The 26,836-nt window shown below is 72.8% G+C and carries 22 protein-coding genes; 12 read left to right on the plus strand and 10 right to left on the minus strand.

Going from position 1 to position 26,836, the window contains the following annotated elements; translation table 11 throughout:
* Window positions 1-128 precede the first annotated feature (128 nt).
* Complete coding sequence (locus tag AB0P24_RS09975) at window positions 129-2,156, minus strand: SPFH domain-containing protein (RefSeq protein ID WP_365792053.1); 2,028 nt, start codon at window positions 2,154-2,156, stop codon at window positions 129-131.
* Window positions 2,157-2,243: 87 nt separating this feature from the next.
* Window positions 2,244-2,885 carry a hypothetical protein gene (locus tag AB0P24_RS09980; protein WP_365792055.1) on the minus strand — a complete coding sequence of 214 codons (642 nt, stop codon included), beginning with the start codon at window positions 2,883-2,885 and terminating at the stop codon, window positions 2,244-2,246.
* A 458-nt stretch (window positions 2,886-3,343) separates the two neighbouring features.
* Between AB0P24_RS09980 and AB0P24_RS09985 the strand changes: the two genes are divergently transcribed.
* From AB0P24_RS09985 to AB0P24_RS09995, 3 genes are all read left to right on the plus strand, one after another.
* Complete coding sequence (locus AB0P24_RS09985) at window positions 3,344-4,561, plus strand: permease (RefSeq protein ID WP_365792103.1); 1,218 nt, start codon at window positions 3,344-3,346, stop codon at window positions 4,559-4,561.
* 184 nt (window positions 4,562-4,745) lie between these two features.
* Complete coding sequence (locus tag AB0P24_RS09990; RefSeq protein WP_365792105.1) at window positions 4,746-6,332, plus strand: adenosine deaminase; 1,587 nt, start codon at window positions 4,746-4,748, stop codon at window positions 6,330-6,332.
* A gap of 92 nt (window positions 6,333-6,424) precedes the next feature.
* Window positions 6,425-9,649 (plus strand): BTAD domain-containing putative transcriptional regulator, encoded by a 3,225-nt coding sequence (locus tag AB0P24_RS09995; RefSeq protein WP_365792057.1) that lies wholly within the window; start codon window positions 6,425-6,427, stop codon window positions 9,647-9,649.
* Here the strand turns inward: AB0P24_RS09995 and AB0P24_RS10000 are convergent.
* Both AB0P24_RS10000 and AB0P24_RS10005 read right to left on the minus strand, forming a co-directional pair.
* Entirely contained in the window at window positions 9,627-10,421 is a 795-nt protein-coding gene (locus AB0P24_RS10000) for an ABC transporter permease (protein ID WP_365792058.1), read from the minus strand. The genes AB0P24_RS09995 and AB0P24_RS10000 overlap by 23 nt on opposite strands.
* Window positions 10,418-11,428: an ATP-binding cassette domain-containing protein gene (locus tag AB0P24_RS10005; protein WP_365792060.1), complete on the minus strand. Its 1,011-nt coding sequence runs from the start codon at window positions 11,426-11,428 to the stop codon at window positions 10,418-10,420. The genes AB0P24_RS10000 and AB0P24_RS10005 overlap by 4 nt, the downstream gene beginning before the upstream one ends.
* A 140-nt stretch (window positions 11,429-11,568) precedes the next feature.
* Between AB0P24_RS10005 and AB0P24_RS10010 the strand changes: the two genes are divergently transcribed.
* The 4 genes from AB0P24_RS10010 to AB0P24_RS10025 all read left to right on the plus strand — a co-directional run bounded on the left by AB0P24_RS10010 (window position 11,569) and on the right by AB0P24_RS10025 (window position 14,822).
* Window positions 11,569-12,570: a sulfite exporter TauE/SafE family protein gene (locus tag AB0P24_RS10010; protein WP_365792062.1), complete on the plus strand. Its 1,002-nt coding sequence runs from the start codon at window positions 11,569-11,571 to the stop codon at window positions 12,568-12,570.
* Between the two features lie 10 nt (window positions 12,571-12,580).
* A complete protein-coding gene (locus AB0P24_RS10015; RefSeq protein ID WP_365792064.1) occupies window positions 12,581-12,949 on the plus strand; it encodes a peptidoglycan-binding domain-containing protein in 369 nt (122 codons plus the stop codon).
* 105 nt (window positions 12,950-13,054) lie between these two features.
* Window positions 13,055-13,540 carry a TrkA C-terminal domain-containing protein gene (locus AB0P24_RS10020; protein WP_365792066.1) on the plus strand — a complete coding sequence of 162 codons (486 nt, stop codon included), beginning with the start codon at window positions 13,055-13,057 and terminating at the stop codon, window positions 13,538-13,540.
* Between the two features lie 7 nt (window positions 13,541-13,547).
* Window positions 13,548-14,822 carry a cation:proton antiporter gene (locus tag AB0P24_RS10025; RefSeq protein ID WP_365792068.1) on the plus strand — a complete coding sequence of 425 codons (1,275 nt, stop codon included), beginning with the start codon at window positions 13,548-13,550 and terminating at the stop codon, window positions 14,820-14,822.
* A 22-nt stretch (window positions 14,823-14,844) separates the two neighbouring features.
* On the opposite strand, the gene AB0P24_RS10030 is transcribed toward AB0P24_RS10025, so the two are convergent.
* On the minus strand, window positions 14,845-15,267 hold the full coding sequence (locus tag AB0P24_RS10030; protein ID WP_365792070.1) for an ATP-binding protein: 423 nt from the start codon (window positions 15,265-15,267) through the stop codon (window positions 14,845-14,847).
* Between the two features lie 188 nt (window positions 15,268-15,455).
* On the opposite strand from AB0P24_RS10030, the gene AB0P24_RS10035 reads away from it, so the two are divergent.
* Both AB0P24_RS10035 and AB0P24_RS10040 read left to right on the plus strand, forming a co-directional pair.
* Window positions 15,456-16,370: a helix-turn-helix transcriptional regulator gene (locus AB0P24_RS10035; protein ID WP_365792107.1), complete on the plus strand. Its 915-nt coding sequence runs from the start codon at window positions 15,456-15,458 to the stop codon at window positions 16,368-16,370.
* Window positions 16,333-16,467 carry a DUF397 domain-containing protein gene (locus AB0P24_RS10040; protein ID WP_365792072.1) on the plus strand — a complete coding sequence of 45 codons (135 nt, stop codon included), beginning with the start codon at window positions 16,333-16,335 and terminating at the stop codon, window positions 16,465-16,467. The genes AB0P24_RS10035 and AB0P24_RS10040 overlap by 38 nt, the downstream gene beginning before the upstream one ends.
* A 226-nt stretch (window positions 16,468-16,693) precedes the next feature.
* On the opposite strand, the gene AB0P24_RS10045 is transcribed toward AB0P24_RS10040, so the two are convergent.
* Window positions 16,694-17,641, minus strand: a complete 948-nt coding sequence (locus tag AB0P24_RS10045) for an SDR family NAD(P)-dependent oxidoreductase (RefSeq protein ID WP_365792074.1) — start codon at window positions 17,639-17,641, stop codon at window positions 16,694-16,696.
* A 109-nt stretch (window positions 17,642-17,750) separates the two neighbouring features.
* Here AB0P24_RS10045 and AB0P24_RS10050 point away from each other — a divergent pair, with 109 nt between their 5' ends.
* On the plus strand, window positions 17,751-18,416 hold the full coding sequence (locus AB0P24_RS10050; protein ID WP_365792076.1) for a TetR/AcrR family transcriptional regulator: 666 nt from the start codon (window positions 17,751-17,753) through the stop codon (window positions 18,414-18,416).
* Window positions 18,417-18,487: 71 nt separating this feature from the next.
* On the opposite strand, the gene AB0P24_RS10055 is transcribed toward AB0P24_RS10050, so the two are convergent.
* Together AB0P24_RS10055 and AB0P24_RS10060 are read right to left on the minus strand one after the other, a co-directional pair.
* Window positions 18,488-19,258 carry a TIGR03943 family protein gene (locus AB0P24_RS10055; RefSeq protein ID WP_365792078.1) on the minus strand — a complete coding sequence of 257 codons (771 nt, stop codon included), beginning with the start codon at window positions 19,256-19,258 and terminating at the stop codon, window positions 18,488-18,490.
* Window positions 19,255-20,265 carry a permease gene (locus AB0P24_RS10060; protein WP_365792109.1) on the minus strand — a complete coding sequence of 337 codons (1,011 nt, stop codon included), beginning with the start codon at window positions 20,263-20,265 and terminating at the stop codon, window positions 19,255-19,257. Before AB0P24_RS10060 ends, AB0P24_RS10055 begins: the two co-directional genes overlap by 4 nt.
* 207 nt (window positions 20,266-20,472) lie before the next feature.
* Between AB0P24_RS10060 and AB0P24_RS10065 the strand changes: the two genes are divergently transcribed.
* Window positions 20,473-22,413, plus strand: a complete 1,941-nt coding sequence (locus AB0P24_RS10065; protein ID WP_365792111.1) for an NAD-binding protein — start codon at window positions 20,473-20,475, stop codon at window positions 22,411-22,413.
* 531 nt (window positions 22,414-22,944) lie between these two features.
* Here the strand turns inward: AB0P24_RS10065 and AB0P24_RS10070 are convergent.
* Window positions 22,945-24,753: a prolyl oligopeptidase family serine peptidase gene (locus AB0P24_RS10070; protein ID WP_365792080.1), complete on the minus strand. Its 1,809-nt coding sequence runs from the start codon at window positions 24,751-24,753 to the stop codon at window positions 22,945-22,947.
* Between the two features lie 232 nt (window positions 24,754-24,985).
* Between AB0P24_RS10070 and AB0P24_RS10075 the strand changes: the two genes are divergently transcribed.
* Window positions 24,986-25,774 (plus strand): SURF1 family protein, encoded by a 789-nt coding sequence (locus tag AB0P24_RS10075; protein ID WP_365792082.1) that lies wholly within the window; start codon window positions 24,986-24,988, stop codon window positions 25,772-25,774.
* Between the two features lie 43 nt (window positions 25,775-25,817).
* Here AB0P24_RS10075 and AB0P24_RS10080 read toward each other — a convergent pair whose 3' ends face one another.
* Window positions 25,818-26,693, minus strand: coding sequence for a hypothetical protein (locus AB0P24_RS10080; RefSeq protein WP_365792084.1), 876 nt, complete (start codon window positions 26,691-26,693; stop codon window positions 25,818-25,820).
* Window positions 26,694-26,836: the final 143 nt, after the last annotated feature.

Consider the following 26,836-nt stretch of genomic DNA (forward strand, 5'->3'; position numbering starts at 1 on the left):
TTGCCTTCCCCGTTCCTCCTGGCCGCGTCGCGCCGTCGCTCGCCCGCGGCCTCGTCGTGGCCGGTCGCGCCCGCGCCGTGGTAGCCGCACATCACTGCGGCCCTCTTCGGGGCCGCCTTCGTCCCGCGCTATGCGGCTGAACCGTTGGCGAGCTGCACCGGGTCGGCCGGGACGGTGCCGCCGTCCGCCTGGCCGCCGAGCAGCTTCATCAGCAGGGCCAGGTTCCACGGACCGCCGGCCGCCAGTGAGCGCAGCACCTCCGTCGCGTCGCCGCTGAAGCTCTTCTCGCCGTTCAGCCAGTCCGCCCCGAGGGCCTGCACCGTCTCAGAGCCCCGCACCGCGCCGTCGACGGCCTTGCCGAAGGACACCGCACCGACCAGCCGCTCCAGGAACACGCTGTCGCCGCCGACGATGTCGATGTCCGCGCTCTCCAGTCCGGCGGCCAGCACCGCCGCCTGGGCCTCGGCCACCTTGCTCCGGACCTCCAGCTCGGCCATCCGGACCTCCTTGTCCGCGGCCAGACGCAGCCGGAACTCCTCGTGGGACCGGGACACCTCGTCCAGCGCGGCCATCGCCGCCGCCTTCTCCTTGAGACCGGCGGCCTCGCCCAGCAACCGCTCCCGAATGCCCGCGGCCTCCGCGTTCGCCTTGCTCTCCGCGACCGCGGCCTCGGCGAGCCCGACCTTCTCGACGGCCTCCGCCTTCTCCTTCAGGCCCGCGGCCTCGCCCTCCAGCCGGGCCCGCACGCCGGCCGCCTCGGCCATGGCCTGCCGCTCCGCCACCTCGGCCTGGGCCAGGCCGGCCGCCCCGGCCAGGGCGCGCTCGCCCTCCGCCCGGCGCACGTTGGCGGCGGCCTCCAGCTCCGCGCGCTTCTGCGCGGCCTCGGCCAGCACCAGTTGCTCCTTCGCCCGCAGGTGCGCGGCCTGCTCGGCGGCCTCGGCCGCCTTGATGTCCTTGACCAGCTGCTCCTGCGCCTCCGCCTCGGCGGCGATGATCACGGTCTGCCGGGTACGCTCGGCCTCCTGGACGACCCGGACCCGCTTGATCTCCTCCTCCTGCTCGGCGACCGTGCGATCCACCGCGACGCGCTCGCGCACCACGTCGGCCACGCTCCGGCGCTCCACCTCGACCTGCCGCTCCTTCTCCGCCCTGGCGAGGTCCACCTCCCGCTCCCGGTTGACGACCTCCAGCAGCCGGTCCTTCTCGATGCGCTCGCTCTCCACCGCGAGGACCCGCTCCCGGTTCTTCTCGGCGACCGCGATCTCCCGCACCTGGTTCTCCCGCTGGACGCCGAGCAGTTCCTCGGTCCGCAGCAGCGCGCTGTGCGCCTTGAGCCGCTCCTCCTCCTGGACCTGCGCGGTGGCCGCCTCCTCCTGCGCGCGCAGGGTCTCGATGCCCTTGCGCTGCCGGATCTCCGCCTCCGCGCGCCGCCGTTCCAGCTCCAGCACGGCCTCGCGCGCGTCCACGTTCTGGCGCGTGATCTCCATCTCCTCGTTGCGCTGGAAGTCGTTGGTGCGGATGTGCTCCAGCGCCGTCAGTTCGGTGATCTTCCGGATGCCCTGGGCGTCCAGGATGTTGGACGCGTCGAGCTGCCCCAGCGGGGTCTGCTCCAGGTGGTCGATCGCGGCGTCCTCCAGGTGGTAGCCGTTCAAGTCGGTACCGATGGCCGCGACGATGCGGTCTCTGAACTCCTCGCGCTTGGTGTAGAGGTCGGCGAAGTCGAGCTGTTTGCCCACCGTCCGCAGCGCCTCGGCGAACTTCGCGCTGAACAGGTTCTGGAGGGTCTCCTGATGGCTGGCCCGCTCCGTGCCGATCGCCTGGGCCACCTTGATGACGTCCTCCACCGTCTTGTTGACCCGGACGAAGAACGTGATCTGGATGTCGGCGCGGATGTTGTCCTTGCAGATCATGCCCTCCCGCCCGGTGCGGGAGATCTCGATGGTCTTCACCGAGATGTCCATGACCTCCGCCCGGTGCACCATCGGCAGCACCAGGGCACCGGTGAAGGTGACGTCGACGTTCTTGGGCCGGGAGACGATCAGCGCCTCGCCCTGGACCACCTTGCGAAACAGCCGGCCGAAGAGCAGCAACGTGCCCAGGCCGATGAGCAGCAGGACGGCGACGAGCACGCCGATTCCGACAGTGACGACAGACATGGCTGTTCCCTTGGACGACCTTGCCGTGGATGGATGAGTGAACGACGGGCGTGCCGAACGCCCGGACGAGCGCGGGGCGCGGTCGCGTCAGCCGGTGGCCGGCACGGCGGGCATGACCCAGAAGTACTCGTCCGCGTCGTCGTAGTCGTAGATGAGTGCCGATGCCCCGGCACGGAGCACGCCACCCGGCCCTGCCGCGTCGTCGAGGCTCTGCCGGACCTGGACGACGGCGGAGGAACCGTCGGCCGCGTGGACCTCGGCCTGCCCGAAGTCGGGGCCGACCCGTCCGGTGCGGATCACACAGCCGAGACCGACGAAGTCCCGGCGCGACGGCGGCGGGGCGGGGGCAGGCATCAGCCGCCGCAGCGGCCACGCCAGCACCCGCGCTCCCGCCCACCCGCCGACCAGGGCGGCCGCCAGCAGGACTCCCCCGTGGCCGCTGCCGAACACCACCCGGCCGCTGAGCGCGCCGAACCAGGCGAAGGCGACCACCAGCGACACCGCCACGGTGATCGGCACCCCGCCCAGACCCAGCACCTTCTGCAGTCCCCCGTGGCCATGGCGCCCCCCGTGCCCCTGGCCGTGCCCGTGGCCGTGATGTCCTCCGCGCGCCCCGTGGAAGTGGGCGCCCCCCAGGAGCACCAGCAGCCAGTAGACCGCCACCACGACGAGCGCGAAGGTGAAGACCACGGTCGGAAATGCCGTGACCGCCCCCAGAAAGTCCCCCACTGCGTTCGCCCGCCTCTACAGATCCCCCGACGGCCACGCTTCGTGTGCCGCACGCGCAAGGGTGACACCGCGGCGACCACCGCACAGTGTGTGATCCCGGAAGTATCCGCGGCCCTTTCACGTCCCGGATCAGCTCACACTCCCCGCTCCCCGCTCCCCGCTCCCCGGACACCGGCCGCCGGGCTGGTGTTTCCCGCGGTGGCGACAGCCGGTTCCGGCCGGCGCACGCGGACGCGGCCGCGGCGCGCAGCAGGGGCCGTTCGACGAGGGCGTACGAGGCGAGGGCCGCGGCGAGCGTCGCCGCGAGGCCGACGGGCAGCAGTCGGCCGCCGTGCACACCGAGTTCGGAGAGCAGCCGGATGACGGGATGCCCACGCGGATGCCGCGAGGCCACTGGGCTTATACCCTCCGGGGGTATATAAACTAATAATCATGGTCGGCTGTGAAGGGTGGACACCATGGATGCGGTCGGGCACGCGCTCTCCATCGCCGGGTCGATGACCTGGGAGATCACCTGGGCGCTGATCCTCGGCTTCACGCTCTCCGCGATCGTGCAGGCCGTGGTGCGCCGGGAGACGGTCGTACGGCTGCTCGGGGACGACCGGCCCCGTACGCTCGCGCTGTCCGCGGGGCTCGGCGCCGCCTCCTCGTCCTGTTCCTACGCCGCCGTCGCGCTCGCCCGCTCGCTGTTCCGCAAGGGCGCCGACTTCACCGCGGCCATGGCCTTCGAGATCGCCTCCACCAACCTCGTGATCGAACTGGGCGTGATCCTCGCCCTGCTGATGGGCTGGCAGTTCACCGCCGCGGAGTTCGTCGGCGGCCCGATCATGATCGTCGTCCTCGCCGTGCTGTTCCGGGTGCTGCTGCGGGAGCGGCTGCTGCGCCGGGCGCGGGAACAGGCCGAGCGCGGAGTGGCGGGCTCCATGGAAGGGCACGCGGCGATGGACATGTCCGTGGGCGGCGAGGGCGGTTTCGTCCGCCGGCTGCTCTCCCGGAACGGGTTCACGTCCGTCTCCCACATCTTCGTCATGGAGTGGGCGGCGATCCTGCGCGACCTGGTGGCGGGGCTGCTGATCGCCGGGGCGATCGCCGCCTGGGTGCCGGACGACTTCTGGCAGAGCCTCTTCCTGACCGGCCATCCGCTCGCGGCCAAGCTGACCGGGCCGCTGATCGGACCGCTGGTGGCCATCGCCTCGTTCGTCTGCTCCATCGGCAACGTGCCGCTGGCCGTGGTCCTCTGGAAGGGCGGCATCAGCTTCGGCGGCGTCATCGCCTTCATCTACGCCGACCTGCTGATCCTGCCGATCCTCAACATCTACCGGAAGTACTACGGCGCCCGGATGACCGCGTTCCTGCTGGGCACCTTCTACGCCTCGATGGTGACCGCCGGCTACGCCGTGGAGCTCCTCTTCGGGGGCCTCGGGCTGGTCCCCGACCAGGCCGACGCGAAGATCCCCGACGAGGGGATCAGCTGGAACTACACCACCTGGCTCAACATCGCCTTCCTGCTGCTGGCCGCCGCGCTGGTCGTACGGTTCCTGCGCACCGGCGGCCCGGCGATGCTGCGGATGATGGGCGGTTCGCCCGACGACGGCGGGGACCAACAGGAGGGGCACGAGCACGGAGACGGGCACGGAGACGGGCACGGGCACCTGCACGGCGAGCACCGCCCCTGAGCCCGCCCGGGTGGCTCTGCGTGCGTGCCGCGTGGCTGTCCGGCCGTGACCAGGCCGACTTGATGATCATCGGTCCGTGACGACCTACGACGGCGCTCGCACCGCCGGCCACCCCCGCCGCACGGCGCCCGCCGTCGCAGCCGCTCCCCACCGCACCCCCCGCGACCGCCCCCTCGCCGCCACCCTGCCCCTGCTCTGCTGCTGCCTGCTGACCCTGCTGACCTGTCTGTCGGCCGCGCCGCCCGCGGCCGCGCTCCCCCGGCCCCGCGCCGTCCCCCGCCCGGTGACGGACGCCGAAGCCCGCACCGACGCGTACCTGACGTCGTTGCGGACGGCGGCCCCGAACGACCCCCGGGCGCTGCGCGGGTTCTTCCTGAAGCTGCCCAAGGGCGGCGACCTGCACAACCACCTCTTCGGCGCGGTCAGGACCGAGTACCTGATCGCGCTCGCCGCCGGGGACGGCCTGTGTGTCGACACGGCGACGCTGACCGCCGTCGTACCGCCCTGCGGCCCCGGCACCCGGCCAGCCGCCGACGCCCGCACCGACCCCGGCTTCCGCGCTGCGGTCCTACGGGCCTGGTCCATGGACGAGTTCCCGCCTGACCGCAGCGGCCACGACCATTTCTTCGCCACGTTCGACAAGTTCGGGCTGGTGCCCGCGCTGCACCCCGGCAAGGTGCTCGCCGAGGTCGCCGACTCGGTCGCGGCGCAGCACCAGTTCTATCTGGAGACCATGGTCAACCCGGCCTCGGACCGCGCCGGACGACTCGCCGACGAGGTCGGCTGGGACCCCGACCTCGCCGCCCTGCACGCCCGGCTCGTCGAGGGCGGCCGGCTCGACGGGGTGGTCGCGGCGGCGCGCAGGGCGACGGACGCCACCGACGCCGGGTTCCGGGCCGCCGCCCGCTGCGGCACCGATCGCCCCCGCCCCGGCTGCCGGCTCACCGTGCGCTTCGTCTACCAGGCCTTCCGCGGCGAGTCCCGCGAACGCGTCTTCACCGAACTGGCCCTCGGCATGCGGCTCGCCGAGCGCGATCCCCGTTTCCTCGCCGTCAATCTCGTCCAGCCCGAGGACGGGTCCACCGCGCTGGCCGACTACACCCTCCAGATGCGCATGGTGAGGTTCCTGCACACGGTCTATCCGAAAGCCCGCGTCACCCTGCACGCGGGCGAGTTGCGGCCGGGGCTGGTCCCGCCCGAGGACCTGCGGTTCCACATCCGGCAGGCCGTGGACATCGCCGGTGCCGAGCGCGTCGGGCACGGCGTCGACCTCCGTCACGAGAACGACTGGCAGCGCACGGCCCGGACGATGGCCGCCCGGCGGATCGCCGTGGAGGTGCCCTTCACCAGCAACGCGCAGATCCTCGGGGTGCGCGGCGCCGCCCACCCCTTCGACACCTACCGGGCGTACGGGGTGCCGGTCGTCCTGGCCACCGACGACCCCGGTGTCTCGCGCACCGACATCAGCCACGCGTACCAGTACGCCGCCGAGACCTACGGCCTGACGTACCCGGAGCTCAAGGACCTGGCCCGCGCCTCCGTGCAGTACGCCTTCCTGCCCGGCCGGAGCCTGTGGCGGGGCGACCCCGTCCGCGACGGCTACCGTCCGGTCGCCGCCTGCGCCGGACGGCTCCCCGGCAGCGGCCGTCCGCCGGGCGCGGAGTGCCGGCGGCTGATCGGCGCGAGCCCGAAGGCGGCCGTCCAGTGGCGCGAGGAAGCCGCCTCCGCGGCCTTCGAGCGGACCTTCGCCGGAGCCGCGCCCCGACCTTGAAAAGCACGTACGCCCGGTCTCCCGCGGCCAACCGACCAGGCACAGCCCCGCGCCCCTTCAGGGCGCTGCCTGAACACGCCTAGTCTGCACGGGTGACCACCGAGACCGCCGAGCCCCCCGAGCTGACCCTGCTGCCCCGAGTCGCCTGCCGTGGACGGGAGATCACCGCGCCCCGGCTGCGCGGGCTGCTGGCGCTGCTCGCGCAGGATCCGCGCACCGGTTGCAGCACCGGGCGGCTGGTGGAGGGGCTGTGGCCGGACGAGCTGCCGGAGCGGCCGGGCAAGGCGGTGCAGGTCCTGGTCTCCCGGCTCAGGTCGCAGCTGGGCGCCGAGCTGATCCTGAGCACGCCGACGGGCTACCGGCTGGGGCTGGACGAGACCCGGATCGACAGCTCCGCGCTCCTTGTGCACGAGGCGGCCGCCGCCGAACGCGCCCGGGCCGGGGACCACGAAGGCTCCCTGGCGCGGGCCGCCGCGGGGCTGGCGCTGTGGGACGGGAGCGTGGCCGCCGGGGCGGACGAGGAACTGCACGACCCGGTGGTGGCGCTGCGGGCCGGGCGGGTGCGGGCGTACCGGGCGCTGGTGCGCTCCCACGCCCTCGCGCTCGCCCGGCTGGAACGGCGGGCGGAAGCCACCGCGCCGCTGGCCGAGCTGCACCGGGAGCTGCCCCGGGACGAGGAGGTGCTGGCGGAGCTGCTGCGCTGTGAGGCCGCCGGCGCCGGGCGGGCCGCGGCGCTGGCCCGGTACGACGGCTACCGGCGCCGCCTCCGGGACGAGCTGGGAAGTGATCCGGGGGCCGAACTGCGGGCCGTGCACCAGGAGTTGCTGAGTGCGGACGCGGCGCCGGTCCGGCACGGGGTGCCGCACGACCCGAACCCGCTGCTGGGGCGGGACACCGACATCGCCGCCGTGGCCGGGCTGCTGCGCGGCGCCCGGGTGGTCACCGTCGTCGGTCCGGGCGGGCTCGGCAAGACCCGCCTCTCGCACGCGGTGAGCCGGGCGGCCGAACAGCCCGTCGTCCACTTCGTCACCCTGGCCGGTGTCACCCACGACGACGTGGCGGACGAGGTCGCCTCGGCCGTCGGCGGCGGTGAGGGCCGCCAGCTCCCGGGCGGGGGCAAGGACACGGTGAGCGCCGTCGTCGCCGCGCTGGGGCCCGGCCCCGCGCTGCTGGTCCTTGACAACTGCGAGCACGTGATCGCCGCCGCGTCCGCCCTCGTCCAGGCGCTGGTGTCACGGTCGAAGGAGCTGCGGGTGCTGGCCACCAGCCGGGCCCCGCTCGGCCTGACCTCGGAGTCGGTGTACACCCTGCCGGAGCTGTCCCTGGCGACCTCCGTCGAGCTCTTCACGCAGCGGGCGCGGGCCGCGCGGCCCGGTGTGGACCTGCCGGCCGACCGGGTCGCCGAGATCTGCCGTCATCTGGACGGGCTGCCGCTGGCCGTGGAACTGGCCGCGGCCCGGGTCCGGGTGCTCTCCGTGGCCGACATCGCGCACCGGCTGCGGGACCGTTTCGCGCTGCTGCGCGGTGGCGCCCGGGACGCCCCCGAACGGCACCGCACGCTGCGGGCCGTGGTCGAGTGGAGCTGGAACCTGCTGGAACCCGAGGGAAGGGCGGCGCTCCGCGCGCTGTCGGTGTTCCCCGGCGGCTTCGACGTGACCGCGGCGGAGTACGTGCTGGGCGACACGGGCATCGACACCGACACCGGGGACAGGGACCGGGACGGGGACGGGGACGGGGACGCGATGGACCTGCTGGAGCAGCTGGCCGGCCAGTCCCTGATCAAGGTGGGGGAGAGCCCTGCCGGGGTGCGCTTCCACATGCTGGAGACGCTGCGGGAGTTCGGCGCCGCCCGACGGGAGGAGGCGGGGGAGACCGAGGCCGTGACGGGCCGGTTCCTCGCCTGGGCCCGGGACTTCGGGCGGGCCCACCACGCCGGGATGTACGGCACCGACGCGTCGGCCGCCTTCGACCGCATCCGTGCCGAGCAGGACAACCTCGTCCTCGCGCTGCGGTACGCCCTGGCCCGCGCCGACGGCCCGGCCACCGCCGCCGTCACCGCCGTACTGGCCTCCCTGTGGTCCGTCGGCAACAGCTACACCCGGTTCGTCACCCTCGCCGCCGAGACGGGCGGGCCGCTGTCCCATTTCCGCCCGGGACCGGAGCGTTCCGACGACGTGGAGACGGCCCGGAGCGCGGCGGCGGTGTGCGCGGCCGGCCTCTTCATGGGCTACGGCCCGCACGCCGTACGCCAGCTCGTCACGCTGCGCCGCCTGCCGCCCGCCCCGGCGGACACCGTGCCGCGGGCCCTGGCCGCCGTGCTGTGCGCGGTCCCGGACATGCACCCGCCGCAGTACGCGCGGCTGGAGGAGCTGTGCGACGCCGACGAGCCGCTGCTCGCGGGCCTCGCGGCGGGCGTCGCCAGCTACCTGTGGGAATCCGCGTACGAGACGGAACGCGCGCTCCACTACGCCCGGCGGATGCTGGCCGCGGTGGCGCCGCTCGGCAACCCCATCACGATGCTGCTCAGCCATGGCCGGATCGGCGAGCTGTGCCTCAAGACGGAGCGCGGTGCGGAGGCGTACGAGCATCTCCGGGCCGCCGACGCGCTCAGTGAGGCCGGTACCTGGTTGGACGCGATCGGGGTCCGCTACGGGCTGGCGTCCGCCTGTCTGCAGCGCGGGGAGGTCGCGGAGGCGGAGTACTGGCTGGGCCGCGCCGCCCCGGACCCGCAGCCGGAGTCCGCCCAGGCCTTCAGCCCCGAGCTGCTACAGGCCCGGGCGGAGATCGCGCTGGCCCGCGGGCTGACCGAGGTCGGTCTCGGCCTCTGGCGGCAGGCGGCGGCCGGGATCCGGGAGGCCGGTGCGCTGGCCGCGGACGATCCGTTCCTCGGCTCCTGGTCCCTCCAGGTGCAGGCGGCCGCGCTCGCCGCGCACGCGCAGCACGACCGGCTGGAACCGGTGGCCGGGCTGGCCGGACACCTGCGGGACCGGCTGCTCGGGATGCTGTCCGGTGACGACCCCGCCGCCGGGGACCTGCTGGAACTGCCGGTCTACGGCTCGGTGCTGCTCGCGCTCGGCTACGCGGGGCTGGCCCGGGGCGACACCACGGGGGTACGGCTGCTGGCGCTGGCGGCGGTGCTGCCGGTGATGCGGGACCTGCCGACCCTCTCCTCGGCCCGGTCCCGGCAGGCGGCCGAGAACGCGGACCGGGCCGCGTACGCCGACGCGAGGTCGGAGTACGCGGCCCTGGGGCGGGACCAGTTGCGGGCGGCGGCCCGGCAGGCTCTGCACGGGCTCACTGCCGGTGCTCACGGCTGAACCGCGCCTTGGACCACAGGTAGCCGAGCACGGTCAGCGCGACGCCCCAGCCGAGGGCCAGCACCGCGTTCTTCGTGCCGATCCCGCTGCCCAGCAGCAGACCGCGCAGGGTCTCGATGAAGGGCGAGAACGGCTGGTACTCGGCGAACCAGCGGAACCAGCCCGGCATGGCGTCCACCGGCACGAACGCGCTGGACAGGAACGGCAGCATCACCAGCGGCGTCCCGATGTTGCTGGCGCCCTCGGGGTTGGGGCTGATCAGGCCGATGCCGGCGGAGATCCAGGTCATGGCGAGGCTGACCAGGGCCATCAGGCCGGCCGCCGCGAGCCACTCCACCGGCGACGCGTCGGGCCGGAACCCGATGGCGAGTCCGATGCCCAGGACCAGGACCAGCGCCGCCATCGTCTGGATCACGCTGCCGATCACGTGGCCGGTCAGCACCGAGGCGCGGGAGATCGCCATCGTGCGGAACCGGGCCATGATGCCCTCGGTCATGTCGGTGCACACGGCCACGGCGGTACCGAGCGAGGTCATGCCCACGGTCAGGAAGAGGATGCCGGGGACGAGGTAGGCGACGTACTCGGACCGGTCGGCGTGGCCGCCGGTGATGCCGGCGCTCATCACGTTGCCGAAGACGTACACGAACAGGAGCAGCAGGATGACCGGGGTGAGCAGGAGGTTCAGGGTGAGGGAGGGGTAGCGGCGGGCGTGCAGGAGGTTGCGCCGCAGCATGGTGAGGTTGTCGCGGAAGGCGTAGCCGGCGGTGCTCATCGGACGGTCTCCTTGTCGGCGTTCTGGTTGCCGGTGGTGCCGGTGGTGGCAGTGGCGCCGGCGGTGGTGGCGGTCAGGGCGAAGAACACGTCGTCCAGGTCGGGGGTGTGCACCGAGAGTTCGTCGGCCTCGATGTCGGCGGCGTCGAGCCAGTCGAGGATGGCGCGCAGCTCGCGCTGGGTGCCGCCGCTGGGGATCTGCAGGACGAGGGCCTGGTCGTCGCGGGTGGCCTCGCGCAGCGCGGTCGCCGCCTGCTCGTACGACTCCGGGTCGGAGAACCGCAGCCGGACGTGGCCGCCCGGGACGAGCCGCTTGAGCTCCTCGGCGCTGCCCTCGGCGACGAGCCTGCCGCCGTCGAGCACCGCGATGCGGTCGGCGAGCTGGTCGGCCTCCTCCAGGTACTGGGTGGTGAGGAAGACGGTGGTGCCGCCGGAGACCAGTTCGCGGATGATCTGCCACATGGTGTGCCGGGAGCGCGGGTCGAGGCCGGTGGTCGGCTCGTCGAGGAAGATGATCCGCGGGCTGCCGACCAGGGTCATGGCGATGTCCAGCCGGCGCTTCATGCCGCCGGAGTAGGTGGAGGCGGGCTTCTTCGCGGCCTCGGTGAGGTCGAACCGCTCCAGCAGGTCGGCGGTGACCTGCCGTCCGTCCCGCTTGGACAGGTGGTGCAGGTCGGCCATGAGGAGCATGTTCTCCTCGCCGGTGATCAGACCGTCCACGGCGGAGAACTGGCCGGTGACCCCGATCGCGGCCCGTACCTTCTGGGCCTCGGCGGTGAGGTCGTGCCCGGCGATCCGGGCCTCGCCGCCGTCGGCGGCGATGAGCGTGGACAGGATGTTGACCGCGGTGGTCTTGCCGGCGCCGTTCGGCCCGAGGAGCGAGAAGACCGTGCCGGCGGGGACGCGGATGTCAATGCCGTCGAGGACGGTCTTGTCCCCGTAGGCCTTGCGCAGCCCGGTGGCCGCGATCGCGAGTGCGGGTTCGGGTTCTGGTGCGTTCGTCGTCATGCCGCAGAGCGTGCGGCCACCGGGATTCAACCGGGCTTCAGCGCGGTTTCAGCCGGGCGGGACGGCTTCGGGACGCTGAAACCCGGGACCGTTCCCGTTCCCTACGTTTCCCATAGGAATGGTGGCTAAGGTGCCGCCCCATGGATTCCACCGTTCCGATCGTCATCGCGGGCGCCCTCGTCGGCTTCGCCGTAGGGCTCACCGGCATGGGTGGCGGAGCGCTCATGACGCCGATCATGGTCATGGTGTTCGGGGTGAACCCCACCGCGGCCATCGGCAGCGACCTGGCCGCGTCCGTGTTCATGAAGCCGTTCGGCGCGCTGGTCCACCAGCGGGCGGGCACCGTGCGCTGGGACATCGTGCGCTGGCTGCTGCCGACCGCCGTCCCGGCCGCCTTCTGCGGTGTGTTCCTGCTCCGCGCGCTCGGCGACGGCGACGCTCTGCAACAGCGCGTCAAGTACGTCGTCGGTGCGGCGCTGATGCTGGCCGTCGTCGGCATGCTCGCCCGCATGTGGCTCGACCGCCGCCGCACCACCGCCGACGACGGGGACGGCGCTACCGGCGCTACCAGCCCTACCAGCCCTACCAGCCCTACCAGCGAGGACGCCCACGTTCCCGTACGGCCCGTGGCCACGCTGCTCATCGGACTGGCGGGCGGGGTGATCGTCGGGATGACCTCGGTCGGCTCGGGCTCCCTGATCATCGTGATGCTGATGCTGGCCCACCCGCGCCTCAAAGCCAACCACCTCGTCGGCACGGACCTGGTGCAGGCCGTCCCCATGGTGGCCGCCGCCGCCCTGGGCCACCTGCTCGTCGGCGACGCCGACCTGGGACTCGCGGCGACGCTCCTCATCGGCGCCGTTCCGGGGGTCGTGGTCGGCTCCCTCGTCTCCAGCCGGGTCTCGGGAGCCGCGGTGCGCTGGGCCCTGGTCGTGCTGCTCACCGGGTCCGGGCTGTCGATGCTGAAGGCGTCGTCCACCGTCGTCCTGCTCGGCTGCCTGGCCATGGCCCTGCTCGGCACGCTCACCGCGGTACGCGGCCGGCGGCCCGCCGATGCCTCCCCGCCGTCGGACACGCGTCCGCTCGAGTCGCGGGTGCTGCCGCTCGCGCGCGACCATGGGCAGAAGTCGAGTCGCTCTTGAAGGAGCGGGCATGAGACGGAACCTACTTCTCACCTCGGCCGCGGCACTGGGCGCGGCCGTCGCCCTGGGCCCGGCGGTGCCGCACACCGCGGCGGCCGCCCCCGGTCAGGACTGTTCCTACGTGGCCTCGGGCGACCGGCCGACGCTCGCGTACGGCGAGACCGGAGCGGCGGTCAGACAGGCGCAGTGCCTCAGCAACGCGTGGGGCGGACAGCCGCCCAAGCTCGCCCTGGACGGGGTCTACGGCACGGTCATGCAGAAGAAGATCGAGTGGATCCAGACCTGCCACGGCCTGCCGGCCAGCGGCGTGATCGAGGGCCGCACCTGGCACGTGCTGTACCGCCCGGCCCTGGACTGCTACGTCCCCTACCCCTCCTGACCGCCCTCCGGGCCCGCTCCCCGGCTCCCCCCCGCCAGGCTAGGCTGTTGGCAAAGAAAGAGCAAAGAGCCAGCGGGACGAGACGACGAGACAGGGGAGACAGCCTTGGGGGCTCCACGCCTGAGCAGGACGCCGTTGCCGGGAATCGGGGTCCGTTACGACCTCGCCACGCGGGCCCAGGGCCGGGTGTCCGTGGTCGCGCACCGGGACGGTTCACGGATTCTGAGCGCCTACCAACCGGACGATCCCGACGCCTGCGCCCTGTCGCTGCGGCTGTCCTCGGGGGAGGCGGCGGCCCTCATCGACGCGCTGATGCCCACCCACCACAGCCCGAACCTGCTGTCCACCACCGACCTCGGGCTGGTGGCCGAGCGGATCGAACTCTCCGCCACGTCGTACTGGAACGGCCGGCTGCTGGGCGAGACGCGGATGCGGACCGAGACCGGCGTGTCCATCGTCGCCGTGCTGCGCCGCGCCGAGGCGGTCCCCTCCCCCACCCCCGGCTTCCGCCTCGCCGGCGGCGACACGCTCATCGTGATCGGCACCCGTGAGGGCGTCGACGCGGCCGCCGCCATACTCGGGCGGGAGTGAGGCCGCCGTGCACGACTCCGCCGTCTTCCTGATCGAGTTCGGTGCGATCATCCTCGGTCTCGGCCTGCTCGGCCGGCTCGCCGGGCGCCTCCGCTTCTCACCCATTCCCCTCTACCTGCTGGCCGGGCTCGCGTTCGGCAAGGGCGGCCTCTACCCGCTCGGCACGAGCGAGGAGTTCGTCGCGATCGGCGCCGAGATCGGCGTCGTACTCCTGCTCCTCATGCTCGGCCTGGAGTACACGGCCAGCGATCTCGTCTCCAACCTCAGGACGCAGTACCGGGCAGGCCTGGTGGACGCCGCACTGAACGCGCTGCCCGGCGCCGCGATGGCCCTGCTGCTGGGCTGGGGACCGGTGGCGGCCGTGGTGCTGGCCGGCGTCACCTGGATCTCCTCCTCCGGTGTCATCGCCAAGGTCCTCGGGGACCTGGGGCGGCTCGGCAACCGGGAGACGCCGGTGATCCTGAGCATCCTGGTCCTGGAGGACCTCTCCATGGCCGTCTACCTGCCGATCATCACCGCGCTGCTGGCCGGCGTCGGCCTCGCGGCCGGCAGCCTCACCCTGGCGGTCGCGCTCGGGGCCGCCGGACTGGTCCTGCTGATCGCCGTCCGCTACGGCCGGCACATCTCCCGCTTCGTCTCCAGCGACGACCCCGAGAAGCTGCTCCTGGTGGTCCTGGGCCTGACCCTCCTGGTCGCGGGCATCGCGCAGAAACTCCAGGTCTCCGCAGCCGTGGGCGCGTTCCTGGTCGGCATAGCCCTCTCCGGCGAGGTGGCCGAGGGCGCCCACCACCTCCTCGCTCCCCTGCGCGACCTGTTCGCCGCCGTCTTCTTCGTCTTCTTCGGCCTGCACACCGACCCGTCGAGCATCCCGCCGGTCCTGCTGCCCGCGCTCGGCCTGGCGGCCGTCACCGCGCTGACGAAGATCGCCACCGGCTACTGGGCCGCGCGGCGCGCCGGGATCTCGGCCAAGGGCCGCTGGCGGGCCGGCGGCACCCTGGTCGCCCGCGGCGAGTTCTCCATCGTCATCGCCGGCCTCGCCGTCACCGCCGGCATCGAACCCTCCCTGGGCCCCCTGGCCACCGCCTACGTCCTCATCCTCGTCATCCTCGGCCCCCTCACCGCCCGCTACACCGAGCCGGTGGCCCGCCGCCTGACCCGACGGTGCGCGACGACGGAGCCCGTCCCGGCCGACCGCCCGGTCCCGCTCCCGGTCCCGCTCCCTACGCAGGGGACCACGGTGGAGGACACGGTGGAGGACCAGGACACGGTCGGACGGGCGTGACCGGACCCGGCGGCCACCCCGGTCACGGCGAGGCGACGGGCACCTGCGCCCACACCGTCTTGCCCACGGGGTGACGAGGCGTCACACCCCACCGCAGGGCCAGGGCGTCCACCAGGAGCAGACCGCGGCCCGACTCCCCCTCGGGAAAGGACGAGGGCGCGGCGGCGGGCGGCCTCTTCCCGGATTCGGCGTCCGCGACCTCGACACGGACCAGGCCCGCCGCGGTGTCGAGGGCGAGCCGCAGCCCGAAGTCGCGCCCCGGCACCCTGCCGTGCCGCACCGCGTTCGCGGCGAGTTCGCCGACCACGAGGGCGACCGTGGACGACGCGTCCGACGCCGGAGGAAATCCCCACCCCTCCAGGCAACGGACGGCGTGGTGCCGAGCGTGCCGGGCGCCCCGCGGTGAGGACGCGAACTGCCCCGCGAAAGAGTGTGATTCGACCATCGCTGTCAGCACTGCCTGCCCGTCCTTGCCTGTCGAGCCTGAATGTCCCGCCCTGTGCGCGAGACATCACGTTCCGTGTCCAAGAGTCGTCCCGACGCCCTACGCTCGAAAGGTGACGCAGCCTTACTTCTCGGTTCGTAAGGGATGGAAGTGACGCCTTGGCCAACGGAATCGACCCCAGTACGTCGATGGCGGCGCTGTTCGGTTCGCGGGTACGGAGACTGCGTACGGCCGCCGGCCTGACCCAGGCCGAACTCGGCGCCGCGGTACACGTGGTGAGCACCCGGATCACCCAGATCGAGCGGGCCTCCGGGGCGAGACCGACACGGGAGCTCGCGCGGGCGCTGGACGCGGCGCTGGGTGCGGACGAGTTGCTGGTCGAGCTGTGGCCGTACGTGTACAGGGAGGCGTTTCCGGACTGGTCGCGGCAGTTCATGGCGTACTCGGAGCGGGCGGTGGTCATCCGGCAGTACGCGGCGCATGTGGTGCCCGGCCTGTTGCAGACCGAGGACTACGCGCGGGCGGTCCTCAGCCTGGATGCGCTGCTCGACGGCGACGAGCAGTTGCAAGAACGCCTGACCGCCCGGATGGGGCGTCAGGAGCGTCTCGGTTCCCCCGACCGGCCAGAGCTCTGGGTGGTTCTGGACGAGGCGGTACTGAGACGTCCCATCGGCGGCCCTGACGTGATGCGGAAGCAGTTGGAGCGATTGCTCGACGGAGCGGCAGAACGTCACATCACTGTGCAGGTACTGCCCTTCGACCAGGGCGGACACGAGGCGATGGGCGGATCGCTGACGATCCTCACTCTTCCGGACAGCTCGGACGTGGCCTACACGGAAGGCTCGGACTACGGCCAGCTCATCGAGGAACCGCCCAACGTCGGGCGCTACAAGGTGATTTACGATCGGCTGCGGGCGGCAGCCCTGCCCCCGCTCATGTCACTCGACATGATCAGGTCCGTGATGGAGGGCAACTACCGTGGCGCGAAAGTTCCGTCCCGATCTGAACGGCGCCGCTTGGCGCAAGAGCAGCTACAGCAATCAGGCGGGGGGCGACTGCGTGGAGGTGGCCGAGGAAATCCCCGGCGCCGTCCCCGTCCGTGACAGCAAGACCCCTGACGGACCCGCGCTGATCTTCGAGGCCGGCTCCTGGGCCGCTTTCATAGGCAAGCTGAAGGCGGGTCGGCGCCACCACGTCTGAGTCTGCCGGGCCCCGGCAACCGCCCGCCTCCCCGGTCCGCCGGAACCCTGCCCGCGAGGGCCCGGCGGGCCGGACCTCTCCGACCTGACCGTGATCACGGCGACGGTCGGCTCGGAGCGGAATGACTGAAGTGCGGGTGGCGGCGTCCGAAGGCACCGCGGACGTCTCCGAAGGGCCCCGAGGGCGTACGTGCCGCACCCGGCCCGGCGCCTCCTGCCGGCGCGGGCTACATCGTGATGGCCGATCCGGAGGGAAACGAGTTCTGCTTGGACTGAACGACGGGGAACTTCACTCCGGTGAGGTCTTCGGAGACGGCCCACAGCCGCTGCTGGACGGCCACCTCGTACGACTCCGGGCTGGAGGTGACCAGCCGGGGGTGGCCCTTGACCTCGTTGCGTCCGCCGGGACCGTAGTACTGGCCGCCGAGCGCGGCGGGGTCGGTGGCGGCGCGCAGGGTCGGCAGCGCGCCCATCGCCGGCGTCTGGGTGATCAGCGGCGCGAGCCAGGTGATCGGAAGCCGGAGGGCCGCGGGGGTGTTGCGAGCGAGCTCGGTGTTGGACATGCCGGGGTGCGCGGCCACCGCGACGGTGGTGCCGTGTGTGGCGAGCCGGCGCTGCAACTCGTACGTGAACATCAGGTTGGCCAGTTTGGACTGACCGTAGGCGGCGACCCGGCTGTACGACCGCTCCCACTGCATGTCGTCGAAGTGGATCGCGGCCCGGATGCGGTGGCCGGTGCTGCTGACCGTCACCACGCGCGAGCCGGGCACCGGCAGCATCAGGTCCAGCAGCAGCCCGGTGAGCGCGAAGTGGCCGAGGTGGTTGGTGCCGAACTGCATCTCGAAGCCGTCCCGGGTGGTCTGCTTCGGCGTGTACATCACGCCGGCGTTGTTGATCAGCAGGTCGAGCCGGTCGAGCCGGGACCGCAGCGCCGCCGCCGCGGTCCGGACGGAGTCGAGCGAGGTCAGGTCCAGCGCCTGCACGGTCACGTCGCCGGTCATCCGGGCTGCGGCCTGCTCGCCCTTCTGGACGTTGCGCACGGCGAGCACCACGGACGCCCCGCGCTCGGCGAGCGCCTTGGCGGTCTCGTACCCCAGTCCGGTGTTGGCCCCGGTCACCACGGCCACCCGTCCGCGCTGGTCCGGAATGTTCGCCGTCGTCCACTTGTCGCTCATGCCAGGCTCCCGACTAACTAACGTACCGAAGGTATCTTGTGCCGACGACATTAAAGTACTCTCGGTACGTTGTCAACGTACCGCAGGTACCTAAGTTAGGGTGGTGGTCGTGACTTTCCAGCGGGCGCGGACCGAAGAGCAGCGGGAGATCCGCCGACGCGCGATCCTCGACGCGGCGTCGGCGATGCTCGACGAGATGCCCGTGGCCGCGGTCACCCTGAACGAGCTCAGCCGCCGGGTAGGTCTGGCGAAGCCGAACGTGCTGCGCTACTTCGAGTCTCGCGAGGCGGTGCTGCTGGAACTGCTGGACCGCTTCCTACAGGAGTGGCTGACGGAACTGGCAGGCGAGTTGGCCGCCGGCATCGACGAGAACCTACCCATGGCCGAGCGAGCGGCAGCGGTGGCCGAGATCCTCAGCCGCTCACTCTCCGGCCGAGTGGTGCTGTGCGACCTCTTCGGCGCACAGGGCAGCGTCCTGGAACACAACGTCTCCGTCGAGGTCGTCGCACGCTACAAGCGCGCCTCCCTGGACCGCCTGACAACCATGACCGCCCTGCTCCTGAAGTACCTGCCGGAGCTGGGCGAGAACGCCACACTGTTCAGCCTGCAAACCATGGTCATGGCCGGCGCGCTGTCGGCGTACAGCACACCCCCACCCAGCCTGAGGGCGGCCTACGAGGCCGAGCCCGACCTGGCCCGCTTCCACTTGGAGCTGAAGGACTCCTTGGAGCTGGCCCTGACCGCAACCCTCCTGGGCGTGCTACCCCGCCGCTGACCCGCGTTGCACTGGACAGGCCAAGGCCTCTGCTCTTCTCGCGCTCTCTGGAAGCGCCGCGGCCGGACCCGTCAGTTGTTCCAGCTCTCGTCGTACGGGTCGGACGGTACCGGGATCGGTTTGGCCTCGGTGACCTTGAGGTAGGGGATCGGGCCGTTGTTCACCGGGTCGTGTGTCACGCGGGCGGTGTAGGTGCCGGTCACCTGGAGCCAGGCGTCCGGCTGGAGGACCGGGGGGATCTTGCCGGTCAGGGCCACCTTCACCGGCTGGGCGTCCGCCGCACAGCAGTTGAGGGCCATGCGGACCAGGTAGGGGGCACCGCTCTTGTCCAGGGCCACGAAACCCGTGATACGCACGCTCCTGCCGTCGAACGAGCGCCCGTGGTCGTAGACCGCGCGGCCCGCGTAGTCGACCAGGTTGATCGGGATCGGGTCGGCCTTGGGCAACTTCATGTAGCCGTACGGATGTTGCAGGGCCGTCCCGGTGCGCATCGCGCTGTAGGAGCCGAGCGCGGGCGGGGCGATCAGGATCAGGGCGAGGATCGGGAGGACCAGCAGCCAGGAGATACGGGGCTCCGGGTGGGCATGCGCCTCGGCCGCGGCCTCGGGTGCGGCCTCGGGCGCGGCTGCCTGGACGGCTTCCTGCGCGGCCTTCCGGGTGCGGGCACGCTTCCACTCGTACCACGCCGTCGCCAGCGCCGAGACGATCAGGACGGCGCCCGCGGTCAGCACCAGCCACTGGAGACCCGCCTTGACGTAGCGCAGGTAGAGGTCGGTCCCGCCCGCGTGCAGCAGGGCCGCGCCCACCAGGAACATCACGGCCGCCTGCGCCTGCCGGTTCACAGCAGCACCGCCCCGGTCAGGACCGCGCCCGCGATCGCCGCCACGAAGGTGGCCGGGGCGAAGCGCAGGGCGAAGCCGCGGCCGAAGGTGCCCGCCTGCATCGCGAAGAGCTTGAGGTCGATCATCGGGCCCACGATCAGGAAGGCCAGCTTCGCGGTGAGCGAGAACTGGGTCAGGGAAGCCGCCACGAACGCGTCCGCCTCCGAGCAGATGGACAGCAGGACGGCCAGGATCGACAGGGCGAAGATCGCGACCACCGGGTTGGCGGCCGCCGTGCGCAGCCACTCCGCCGGGGCCACCGCCTTCAGCGTCGCCGCCGCCATCGCGCCGAGGACGAGGAAGCCGCCCGCCTGCATCGTGTCGTGCCGGACCGAGGACCAGAACGCCTCCCCCTTGGTCTCGCCCTCGTGGTGCGCGTGCGTCGGCAGGCGCAGCCAGTCGGTGCGGCCGAGCCGCTGCCACAGCCAGCCCATCGCGCACGCCACCAGCAGGCTGCCGGCGAACCGGCCCACCACCATCTCGGGGTCGCGCGGGAACGCCACCGCCGTCGCCGTCAGCACGATCGGGTTGATCGCGGGCGCGGAGAGCAGGAAGGCGATCGCCGCGGCCGGGGTGACGCCCCGGCGGACCAGGGCGCCGGCCACCGGGACGGACGCGCACTCGCAGCCCGGCAGGATCACCCCGGCCAGGCCCGCGACCGGCACCGCCAGGGCGGGGTGGCCGGGCAGGGCGCGGGCGAAGAAGGACGGCGGGACGAAGACCGCGATCGCCGCGGACAGCAGCACGCCGAGGACGAGGAACGGGAGCGCCTGGACGACCACCGCCACGAATACCGTCATCCAGCTCTGCATCACCGGCTTCGACAGCGCGCCGCGCACCGGGCTCTGGAACACCACGACCAGGAGGAGGAGCAGGGTCAGGGCCAGGGGGGAGCTGAAGTGCCACCCGCCCTCCCCGTCGGGCGGGGTACGGGTGCCGTCGCCGCCGGGGGTCGCGCCCTCGGGCACGGCGCCGGACGGGGCGGCTTTCTCGGTGACGGCCACGGGTCGGGTACCTCCGGCACTTCGGTCAGATCCGGGATTATGCTCCCTCACCTTCCCTACGGGCGGTCAGGGGCGGCTGTTCATCTCGTTGCTGGAACCATGCGTCCCGTTGAGGCAGTCTTTTCCCTCGTGGCGAGCGTTCCGTATCAGGGTGGTGGGGCCAGGGCCCCCATGGTGGTGTGCGGGGACGACGGGCTCGCCCACCGGCTGGCGGCCGAGTTGCGCGCGGTCTACGGCGAACAGGTCACCCTTGTCGTGCCGCCGGACGTGCGCATCGCCCGGCCGCCGGTCGTCGGACGCGCCCGGGCCGCCTCGGCCGCGCTGTTCGACCGGATGGTCAGTGCGGCCGTCGGACGGGCGGCAGGCGGGAACGGTGGCGGCGGCAGTAGTAGCAGTGGTGGCGGCAGTGGCGGCGGCAACGCTGGTTCCGGTGCGGGTGGTTCGGTCACCGCTGCCGGTGACGGGCCGCGTGGGGAACGGGTGCTGGAGGCCGCCGAGGCCACCGAGGCGGTGCTCGCCGAGGCGGGCGTGGAGCGGGCCGCCGCGCTCGCGCTCGTGTACGACGACGACGAGACCAACATCCGGGCCGCCCTCACCGCCCGCCGGCTGAATCCGCGGCTGCGGCTCGTGCTGCGGCTGTACAACCGCCGGTTGGGGCAGCACATCGAGGAACTCCTCGACCAGGCCGCCGCGTTGGCCATCGGGGACGTGGACGGCGGCGAGGCCGGTGTGGTGGGGGACGCCTCCACGACCGTGCTGTCCGACGCCGACACCGTCGCGCCGGCGCTCGCCGCCACCGCGCTCGCCGGGCGCGGCAAGGTCATCCACACGGACGGCCTGGTGCTGCGGGCGGTGGACCTGCCGCCGGGTGCCGTCGCCGGGCAGGACGCCTCCGAACGGGGCCTGTTCCCGCTGGCGTTGTTCTCGCCGAACGGCGCCGCGCCCCAGTCGGCCGAGGGCCTGCGGGAGCAGGGGCCGCGGCTGCTGCCGGACGCGGAGCAGGTACGGGCCGCGGGCGAGCGTGGCGTGATGGTGCTGGAGCAGGTGTCGTCGTCCGCGGGGGCGGCGGAGCCGGCCGGGCGCGGGGTCGGGGTCGTACCGCCGCTCGCCTCGCTCTTCTCCCGGCGGCTCAGGTGGTCGCTGGCCGGAAGCGCGGCATGCGTGGTCGCGCTCGCGGTCGCGTTGTCGGTGGTGACGGGCATCCATCCGGTACGGGCCTTCTACTACACGCTCCTCGACCTGTTCGCCATAGACAATCCCGCGATCGGGGCTCCGCTCGGCCGGCAGATCCTGCAACTGCTGTCGGGACTGGTCGGGTTGCTGCTGCTGCCGGTGCTGCTGGCGGCGGTGCTGGAGGCGCTCGGCACCTTCCGGACCGCCTCCGCGCTGCGCAAGCCGCCGCGGGGACTGAGTGGGCATGTGGTGCTCCTCGGGCTGGGGAAGATCGGTACGCGGGTGCTGACGCGGCTGCGGGAACTGCACGTCCCCGTGGTGTGCGTCGAGTCGGATCCCGAGGCGCGCGGGCTGGCGGTGGCGCGGCGGCTGCGGGTGCCGGTGGTACTCGGGGACGTCACCCAGGAGGGGGTCCTGGAGGCCGCCAAGATCCATCGGGCGCAGGCGCTGCTCGCGGTGACCAGCGCGGACACGACGAATCTGGAGGCCGTGCTGTACGCGCGGTCCGTGCGGCCCGATCTGACGGCGGTGCTGCGGCTGTACGACGACGACTTCGCGACCGCCGTGTACCGGACGCTGCGGGCGGCGCATCCGCGTGCCGTCACCCGGAGCCGGAGCGTGTCCTATCTGGCGGCGCCGTCCTTCGCGGGGGCGATGCTGGGGCGGCAGATCCTCGGGGCGATTCCGGTGGAGCGGAAGGTGTTGCTGGTGGCGCTGGTGGAGGTGGGCGGGCATCCGCAGCTGGAGGGCCGGACGGTGGAGGGGGCGTTCCGGGCGGGGGCGTGGCGGGTGCTGGCGCTTGAGGGCCGGCAGGGGGTTGCGGACGGGGAGTACGTGCTGCGGGGTGGGGACCGGGCGGTGGTGGTCGCCACGCGGAGGGGGCTGGCGGAGCTGTCCGGCCGGGTGCCGCCCGCCCACCCGCCCGACGCGCTCGGTTGAGAGGCGGGGGTGGGCGGGCTGAGGTGGTGGGTACGCGCGGGCGCGTTGTGGCCGGCCGCGCAGTTCCCCGCGCCCCTGCCGGGGCACACCGCACCGTGCGTCAGCGACGCACCGCCACAGCCGCCCGCGCCCCCACGGCACAGCCCCACACCCCTGACGGGGCGCACCGCACCATGCGTCAGCCCCGCACCGCCACAGCCGCCCGCGCCCCCGCAGCACAGCCGCACAACGAACACAGCCCCGCACCCCTGACAGGGCTCGTCACACCGCGGGGCAGCGACGCACCGCCCATGCGCCCCGCACCCCTGACCGGGCCCACCGCACCGCAGCCCGGCGCCACACCGCCACAGCCGCCCGCGCCCCCGCGGCACAGCCGCACAACGAACACAGCCCCGCACCCCTGACAGGGCTCGCCGCACCGCGGGGCAGCGACGCACCGCCCATGCGCCCCGCACCCCTGACGGGGCTCGCCGTGGGTGTGGGGCTCGCTCCTTCGCGGACCGAGTCGGGTGGGTGGGTGGGAAAGGGCGGTCAGTCTGTCGGCGCTGTCGCCGTAGGCGCCAGGTGGCGCTCGGCGAACTCCATTTCCAGGCGGAGTTGCTTGATGCGTTCGTCGACCACCAGGGAGCCGTGGCCCGCGTCGTAGCGGTAGACCTCGTGGGGGGCCGAGCGGGCTGCCAGGCGGTTGACGTAGTTGTCGATCTGGCGGATCGGGCAGCGGGGGTCGTTGAGGCCGGCCGAGATGTACACGGGGGCCTTGACGTCGTCCACGTAGGTCAGCGGTGAGGACGCGGCGAACCGTTCCGGGACCTCTTCCGGGGTGCCGCCCAGCAGCGTGCGGTCCATCGCCTTCAGTGACTCCATCTCGTCGTGGTACGCCGCGACGTAGTCGGCGACGGGCACGACGGCGATGCCCACCGTCCAGGACTCGGGCTGGGTGCCCAGGCCGAGGAGGGTGAGGTAGCCGCCCCAGGAGCCGCCGGTCAGGACGAGGCGCTCGGGGTCGGCGAGGCCGGACTCGATCGCCCAGTCCCGGACCGCCGCGACGTCCTCCAGCTCGATCAGGCCCACCCGGTGCTTCAGCGCGTCCGTCCAGGCCCGGCCGTAGCCCGTGGAGCCGCGGTAGTTGATGCGGACCACCGCGTACCCGTGGTCGACCCAGGCCGCCGGGCCGGCCGCGAAGCTGTCGCTGTCGTGCCAGGTCGGACCGCCGTGCAGGTCGAAGACGGTGGGCAGGGGGCCCGTCGCGCCGGCCGGCTTCTGGATCAGGGCGTGGATGACACCGCCGGGGCCCTCCACCCACGCGTCCGAGACCGGGACCGACGGCGGGCACTTCATGCCGGGCGGGTCCAGGACCACCTTGCCGGTCGTCGAGCGGACCACCGGCGGCTCGGCGGCCGACGACCAGAGGTACTCGACGGCGCCGTCGGGGCGGGCCGTGGCCCCGGAGACGGAGCCCGGCGGGGTCGGGATGCGCTCCAGCTCGCGCGTGGCCAGGTCGTAGCGGAACAGGTCGCTGCGGGCCTTGTGGCTGTGCACGATGAGCAGCGCCCCGCCGTCCGGATACCACTCCGCGCTCACGTCACCCGGCAGGTCGAGGGTCAGGTCCGTCTGCTCGCCGGAGACGACGTCCCAGACCAGGGGCTCCCAGCGGCCGCGCCGCTGGTGGCCGATGAGCAGGCGCGGGTCGCCGTCGACCGGGGCGAAGCCCAGCACCTCCAGGCCCAGCTCCTCCCTGCCGCCGTCGGTGTCGTCGAGTTCGGCGACCGTCGTGCCGTCCGGGCGGACCACGCGCAGCGCCGAGTGCATCGCGTCGCCGTGCTCGGTGTGCTCGATGGCGATCAGCAAGCCGTCGTGGGAGAGGTCGCCGACTCCGGCCGACTCGGCGTGCCGGTAGATCTCCAGCGGCTCCTCCCCCGTTCTGACCAGGTAGATCGTCGTACCCTCGTCATCCGTGGACCGGCCCACGACCGCCGTGCGGCCGTCCCGGCCGAGCGCCAGGCCCGAGGGGTAGGACGGCTCCAGGCCCGGCGTCGCCTCCTCGTCCGCGCCGCCGCCGAAGGGCTGGCGGCGCCAGACGCCGAACTCGTCGCCGTCCTTGTCGTCGAACCACCAGATCCACGCGCCGTCCGGGGAGAGCAGGCCGTCCGTCGTGCCGTTGGGCCGGTTCGTCGCCTGGCGCTGCTCACCGCTCGCGCGGTCCCAGGCGTACAGCTCGTACGTCCCCGTCGCGTTCGACACGAACAGGGAACGGTCCCAGGCGTCTTCCGCCCAGTCCGGCAGGGAGACCCGAGGGGCGCGGAAGCGCTTCTCCCAGTCCGGCATGTCGCTCTCACTCATGGCCGCAGTCATGGCCCCATAGTGCCCTTCCCCGCCCACAACGCGTCGAGGAGTCCCGCAGCCTGTGGATAACTTTGCGAACCTCCGGGTGGCGCTCCGGGCCGGCACCAGGCCGTTCGGCAGGCGGTTCGACGGACGGTTCGACAGGCCGTTCGGCAAGCCGGTGGAATGCCGTCCGTGTCCGCCCACCCCGCCCGTAAACCGTCATGAACCGCCCCGTACCGTGGACAGGGTGTACCGCTTTCTGCTGACACCCCGCTGGTGGGGCATCAACGTCTTCGTGCTGCTCGCCATCCCGTTCTGCGTCTTCATGGGGTCGTGGCAGCTGAGCCGGTTCGAGGCGCGGGTCGAGGCGCATCGCAGCGCGGACAAGCAGGCCGAGACGGCGAAGACGCAGGCGGCCCGGCCACTGGCCGATCTGCTCCCCGTCGACCAGTCCACGTCGGGCAAGCGCGCCACCGCCAGCGGGCGGTACGGCAAGCAGCTGCTCGTGCCCGGCCGTCAGGTCGACGGGAAGAACGGCTTCTACGTCCTGACCCTGCTGCGCACCGACTCCGGCAAGGCCCTGCCCGTCGTACGCGGCTGGCTGCCCGGCAAGGCGGATGCCGCCAAGGCGCCCGCCGCGCCCACCGGCGAGGTCACCGTCACCGGCGCGTTGCAGGCCTCCGAGACACCGGGGGACAACGGCGTCAGCAACCAGGGCGGGCTGCCGGCGGGGCAGACGGCGGCGATCAGTGCGGCCACACTGGTGAACCTGGTGCCGTATCCGGTGTACGACGCGTGGATCACCCTGGACAAGGCCGACTCGGGGATGACGGCCGTACCGGCGACCGCGCCGGACAACTCGGGGCTCGACCTGAAGGCGTTCCAGAACCTCGGCTACACCGGTGAGTGGTTCGTCTTCGCGGGCTTCGTGGTGTTCATGTGGTTCCGGCTGCTGCGCCGCGAGGTGGAGTTCGCCCGGGACGCGGCGCTCGGCCTGGTCCCGGACGAGGAAGTCCAGCAGCCGACGGCCGTATGACGGACCTCGCGCTGCCGGACCCCGCTCTGCCGGACCCCGCCGGTCACACCGCCGGCAGGACCCCGGTCCAGTAGACCGTGCCCGCGCACGCGTTCGTCACCGTCGCCGAGCCCGTCGGGGAGCCGGCCTCCGGGGTGTAGGAGACCGCGATGCCCCCGTCGGCCGTGGCGTCCTCGGTGAGCAGCTGGGTGGTGGTGCCGCCCGATCCGGACGTGGTCGTACCGGCGCTGCTGCTGGCGCCCTCGGAAGGGCTCGGGGAGGCCGTGGCGCCGCCGGTGCCCCCGGTGTCGGTGGAGCCGCCCGTGCTGGAGCCGCCGGTCGGGCAGGTCTCCGAGGGGACGAAACCGAACTTCTCCTCGTAGGCCGCGCCGGGCGCCAGGACCAGGCCGGTGAGTTCGGTGGCCGGGTCGGGCAGCCCGGCCGCCGCGTCGCCGGAGGTGTGCCGGACGGCGTTGATCTTGGTGCTGTCGGCCGCGCCCTGCGCGAGGAGACCCACGCTGCCGGGGCCGCCGACGGTACAGCTCGTCGTCGAGACGTTGACGACGCGGAAGGTGCCGTAGACGACGCCCGTCGAGTCGGGGGCGTCGACGGTGGACGTCGGGGTGCCGAGCTGCGCCGCGGTGCAGACCGGGGCGCTGCTGGCGGCACTGGCGGTGGGGACGACCTTGGTACCGGGGCCGGTTCCGGTGCTCCCGCTCTTGCCGCTCCCCTGGCCGCCGCCGGGGCTCTCGCCGGTGGCCTGGCCGCTGGTGCCGCCCGCCGTGCTGGCGCCGCCGTCCGGGTTCTTGCCGCCGGTGGAGCCGCCCTGCGCCTGGGAGGCCTGGCCGGCCATCGAGGTGTCGGGGTTGGTGCCGCCGGAGTTGGAGACGTGCACGAGGGCGGGGATCGCGGTGCCGATGAACAGGGCCGCGGCCGCCATGCCGACAACGGCCTGGCGCTTGCGGGCCCGGCGGGCGGGCACCGCGCGGCGCGAACGGGTCCCGCTGACGCTGTGCCCGCTGTCCAACGTCCGGCTGCGCGCGGTCGACGTGCTCGCCGAGCACCCGCTTCCGGCCATGATCG

Source organism: Streptomyces sp. NPDC086519 (assembly GCF_040686075.1).
In the GTDB taxonomy this organism is placed as follows: Bacteria; Actinomycetota; Actinomycetes; order Streptomycetales; family Streptomycetaceae; genus Streptomyces; species Streptomyces shenzhenensis.

Bases quoted from the DNA above. Each gene is read 5' to 3' on its own strand.
- AB0P24_RS09975 (WP_365792053.1), bottom strand. From the start codon at position 2,156: ATGTCTGTCGTCACTGTCGGAATCGGCGTGCTCGTCGCCGTCCTGCTG.
- AB0P24_RS10015 (WP_365792064.1), top strand. From the start codon at position 12,581: ATGAGACGGAACCTACTTCTCACCTCGGCCGCGGCACTGGGCGCGGCC.
- AB0P24_RS10030 (WP_365792070.1), bottom strand. From the start codon at position 15,267: ATGGTCGAATCACACTCTTTCGCGGGGCAGTTCGCGTCCTCACCGCGG.
- AB0P24_RS10000 (WP_365792058.1), bottom strand. From the start codon at position 10,421: ATGAGCACCGCCGGCTACGCCTTCCGCGACAACCTCACCATGCTGCGG.
- AB0P24_RS10045 (WP_365792074.1), bottom strand. From the start codon at position 17,641: ATGAGCGACAAGTGGACGACGGCGAACATTCCGGACCAGCGCGGACGG.
- AB0P24_RS09985 (WP_365792103.1), top strand. From the start codon at position 3,344: ATGGATGCGGTCGGGCACGCGCTCTCCATCGCCGGGTCGATGACCTGG.
- AB0P24_RS10065 (WP_365792111.1), top strand. From the start codon at position 20,473: ATGGTGGTGTGCGGGGACGACGGGCTCGCCCACCGGCTGGCGGCCGAG.
- AB0P24_RS10035 (WP_365792107.1), top strand. From the start codon at position 15,456: ATGGCGGCGCTGTTCGGTTCGCGGGTACGGAGACTGCGTACGGCCGCC.
- AB0P24_RS10070 (WP_365792080.1), bottom strand. From the start codon at position 24,753: ATGAGTGAGAGCGACATGCCGGACTGGGAGAAGCGCTTCCGCGCCCCT.
- AB0P24_RS10005 (WP_365792060.1), bottom strand. From the start codon at position 11,428: ATGACGACGAACGCACCAGAACCCGAACCCGCACTCGCGATCGCGGCC.
- AB0P24_RS10010 (WP_365792062.1), top strand. From the start codon at position 11,569: ATGGATTCCACCGTTCCGATCGTCATCGCGGGCGCCCTCGTCGGCTTC.
- AB0P24_RS10080 (WP_365792084.1), bottom strand. From the start codon at position 26,693: ATGGCGGCCGCGGCCCTGTTCATCGGCACCGCGATCCCCGCCCTCGTG.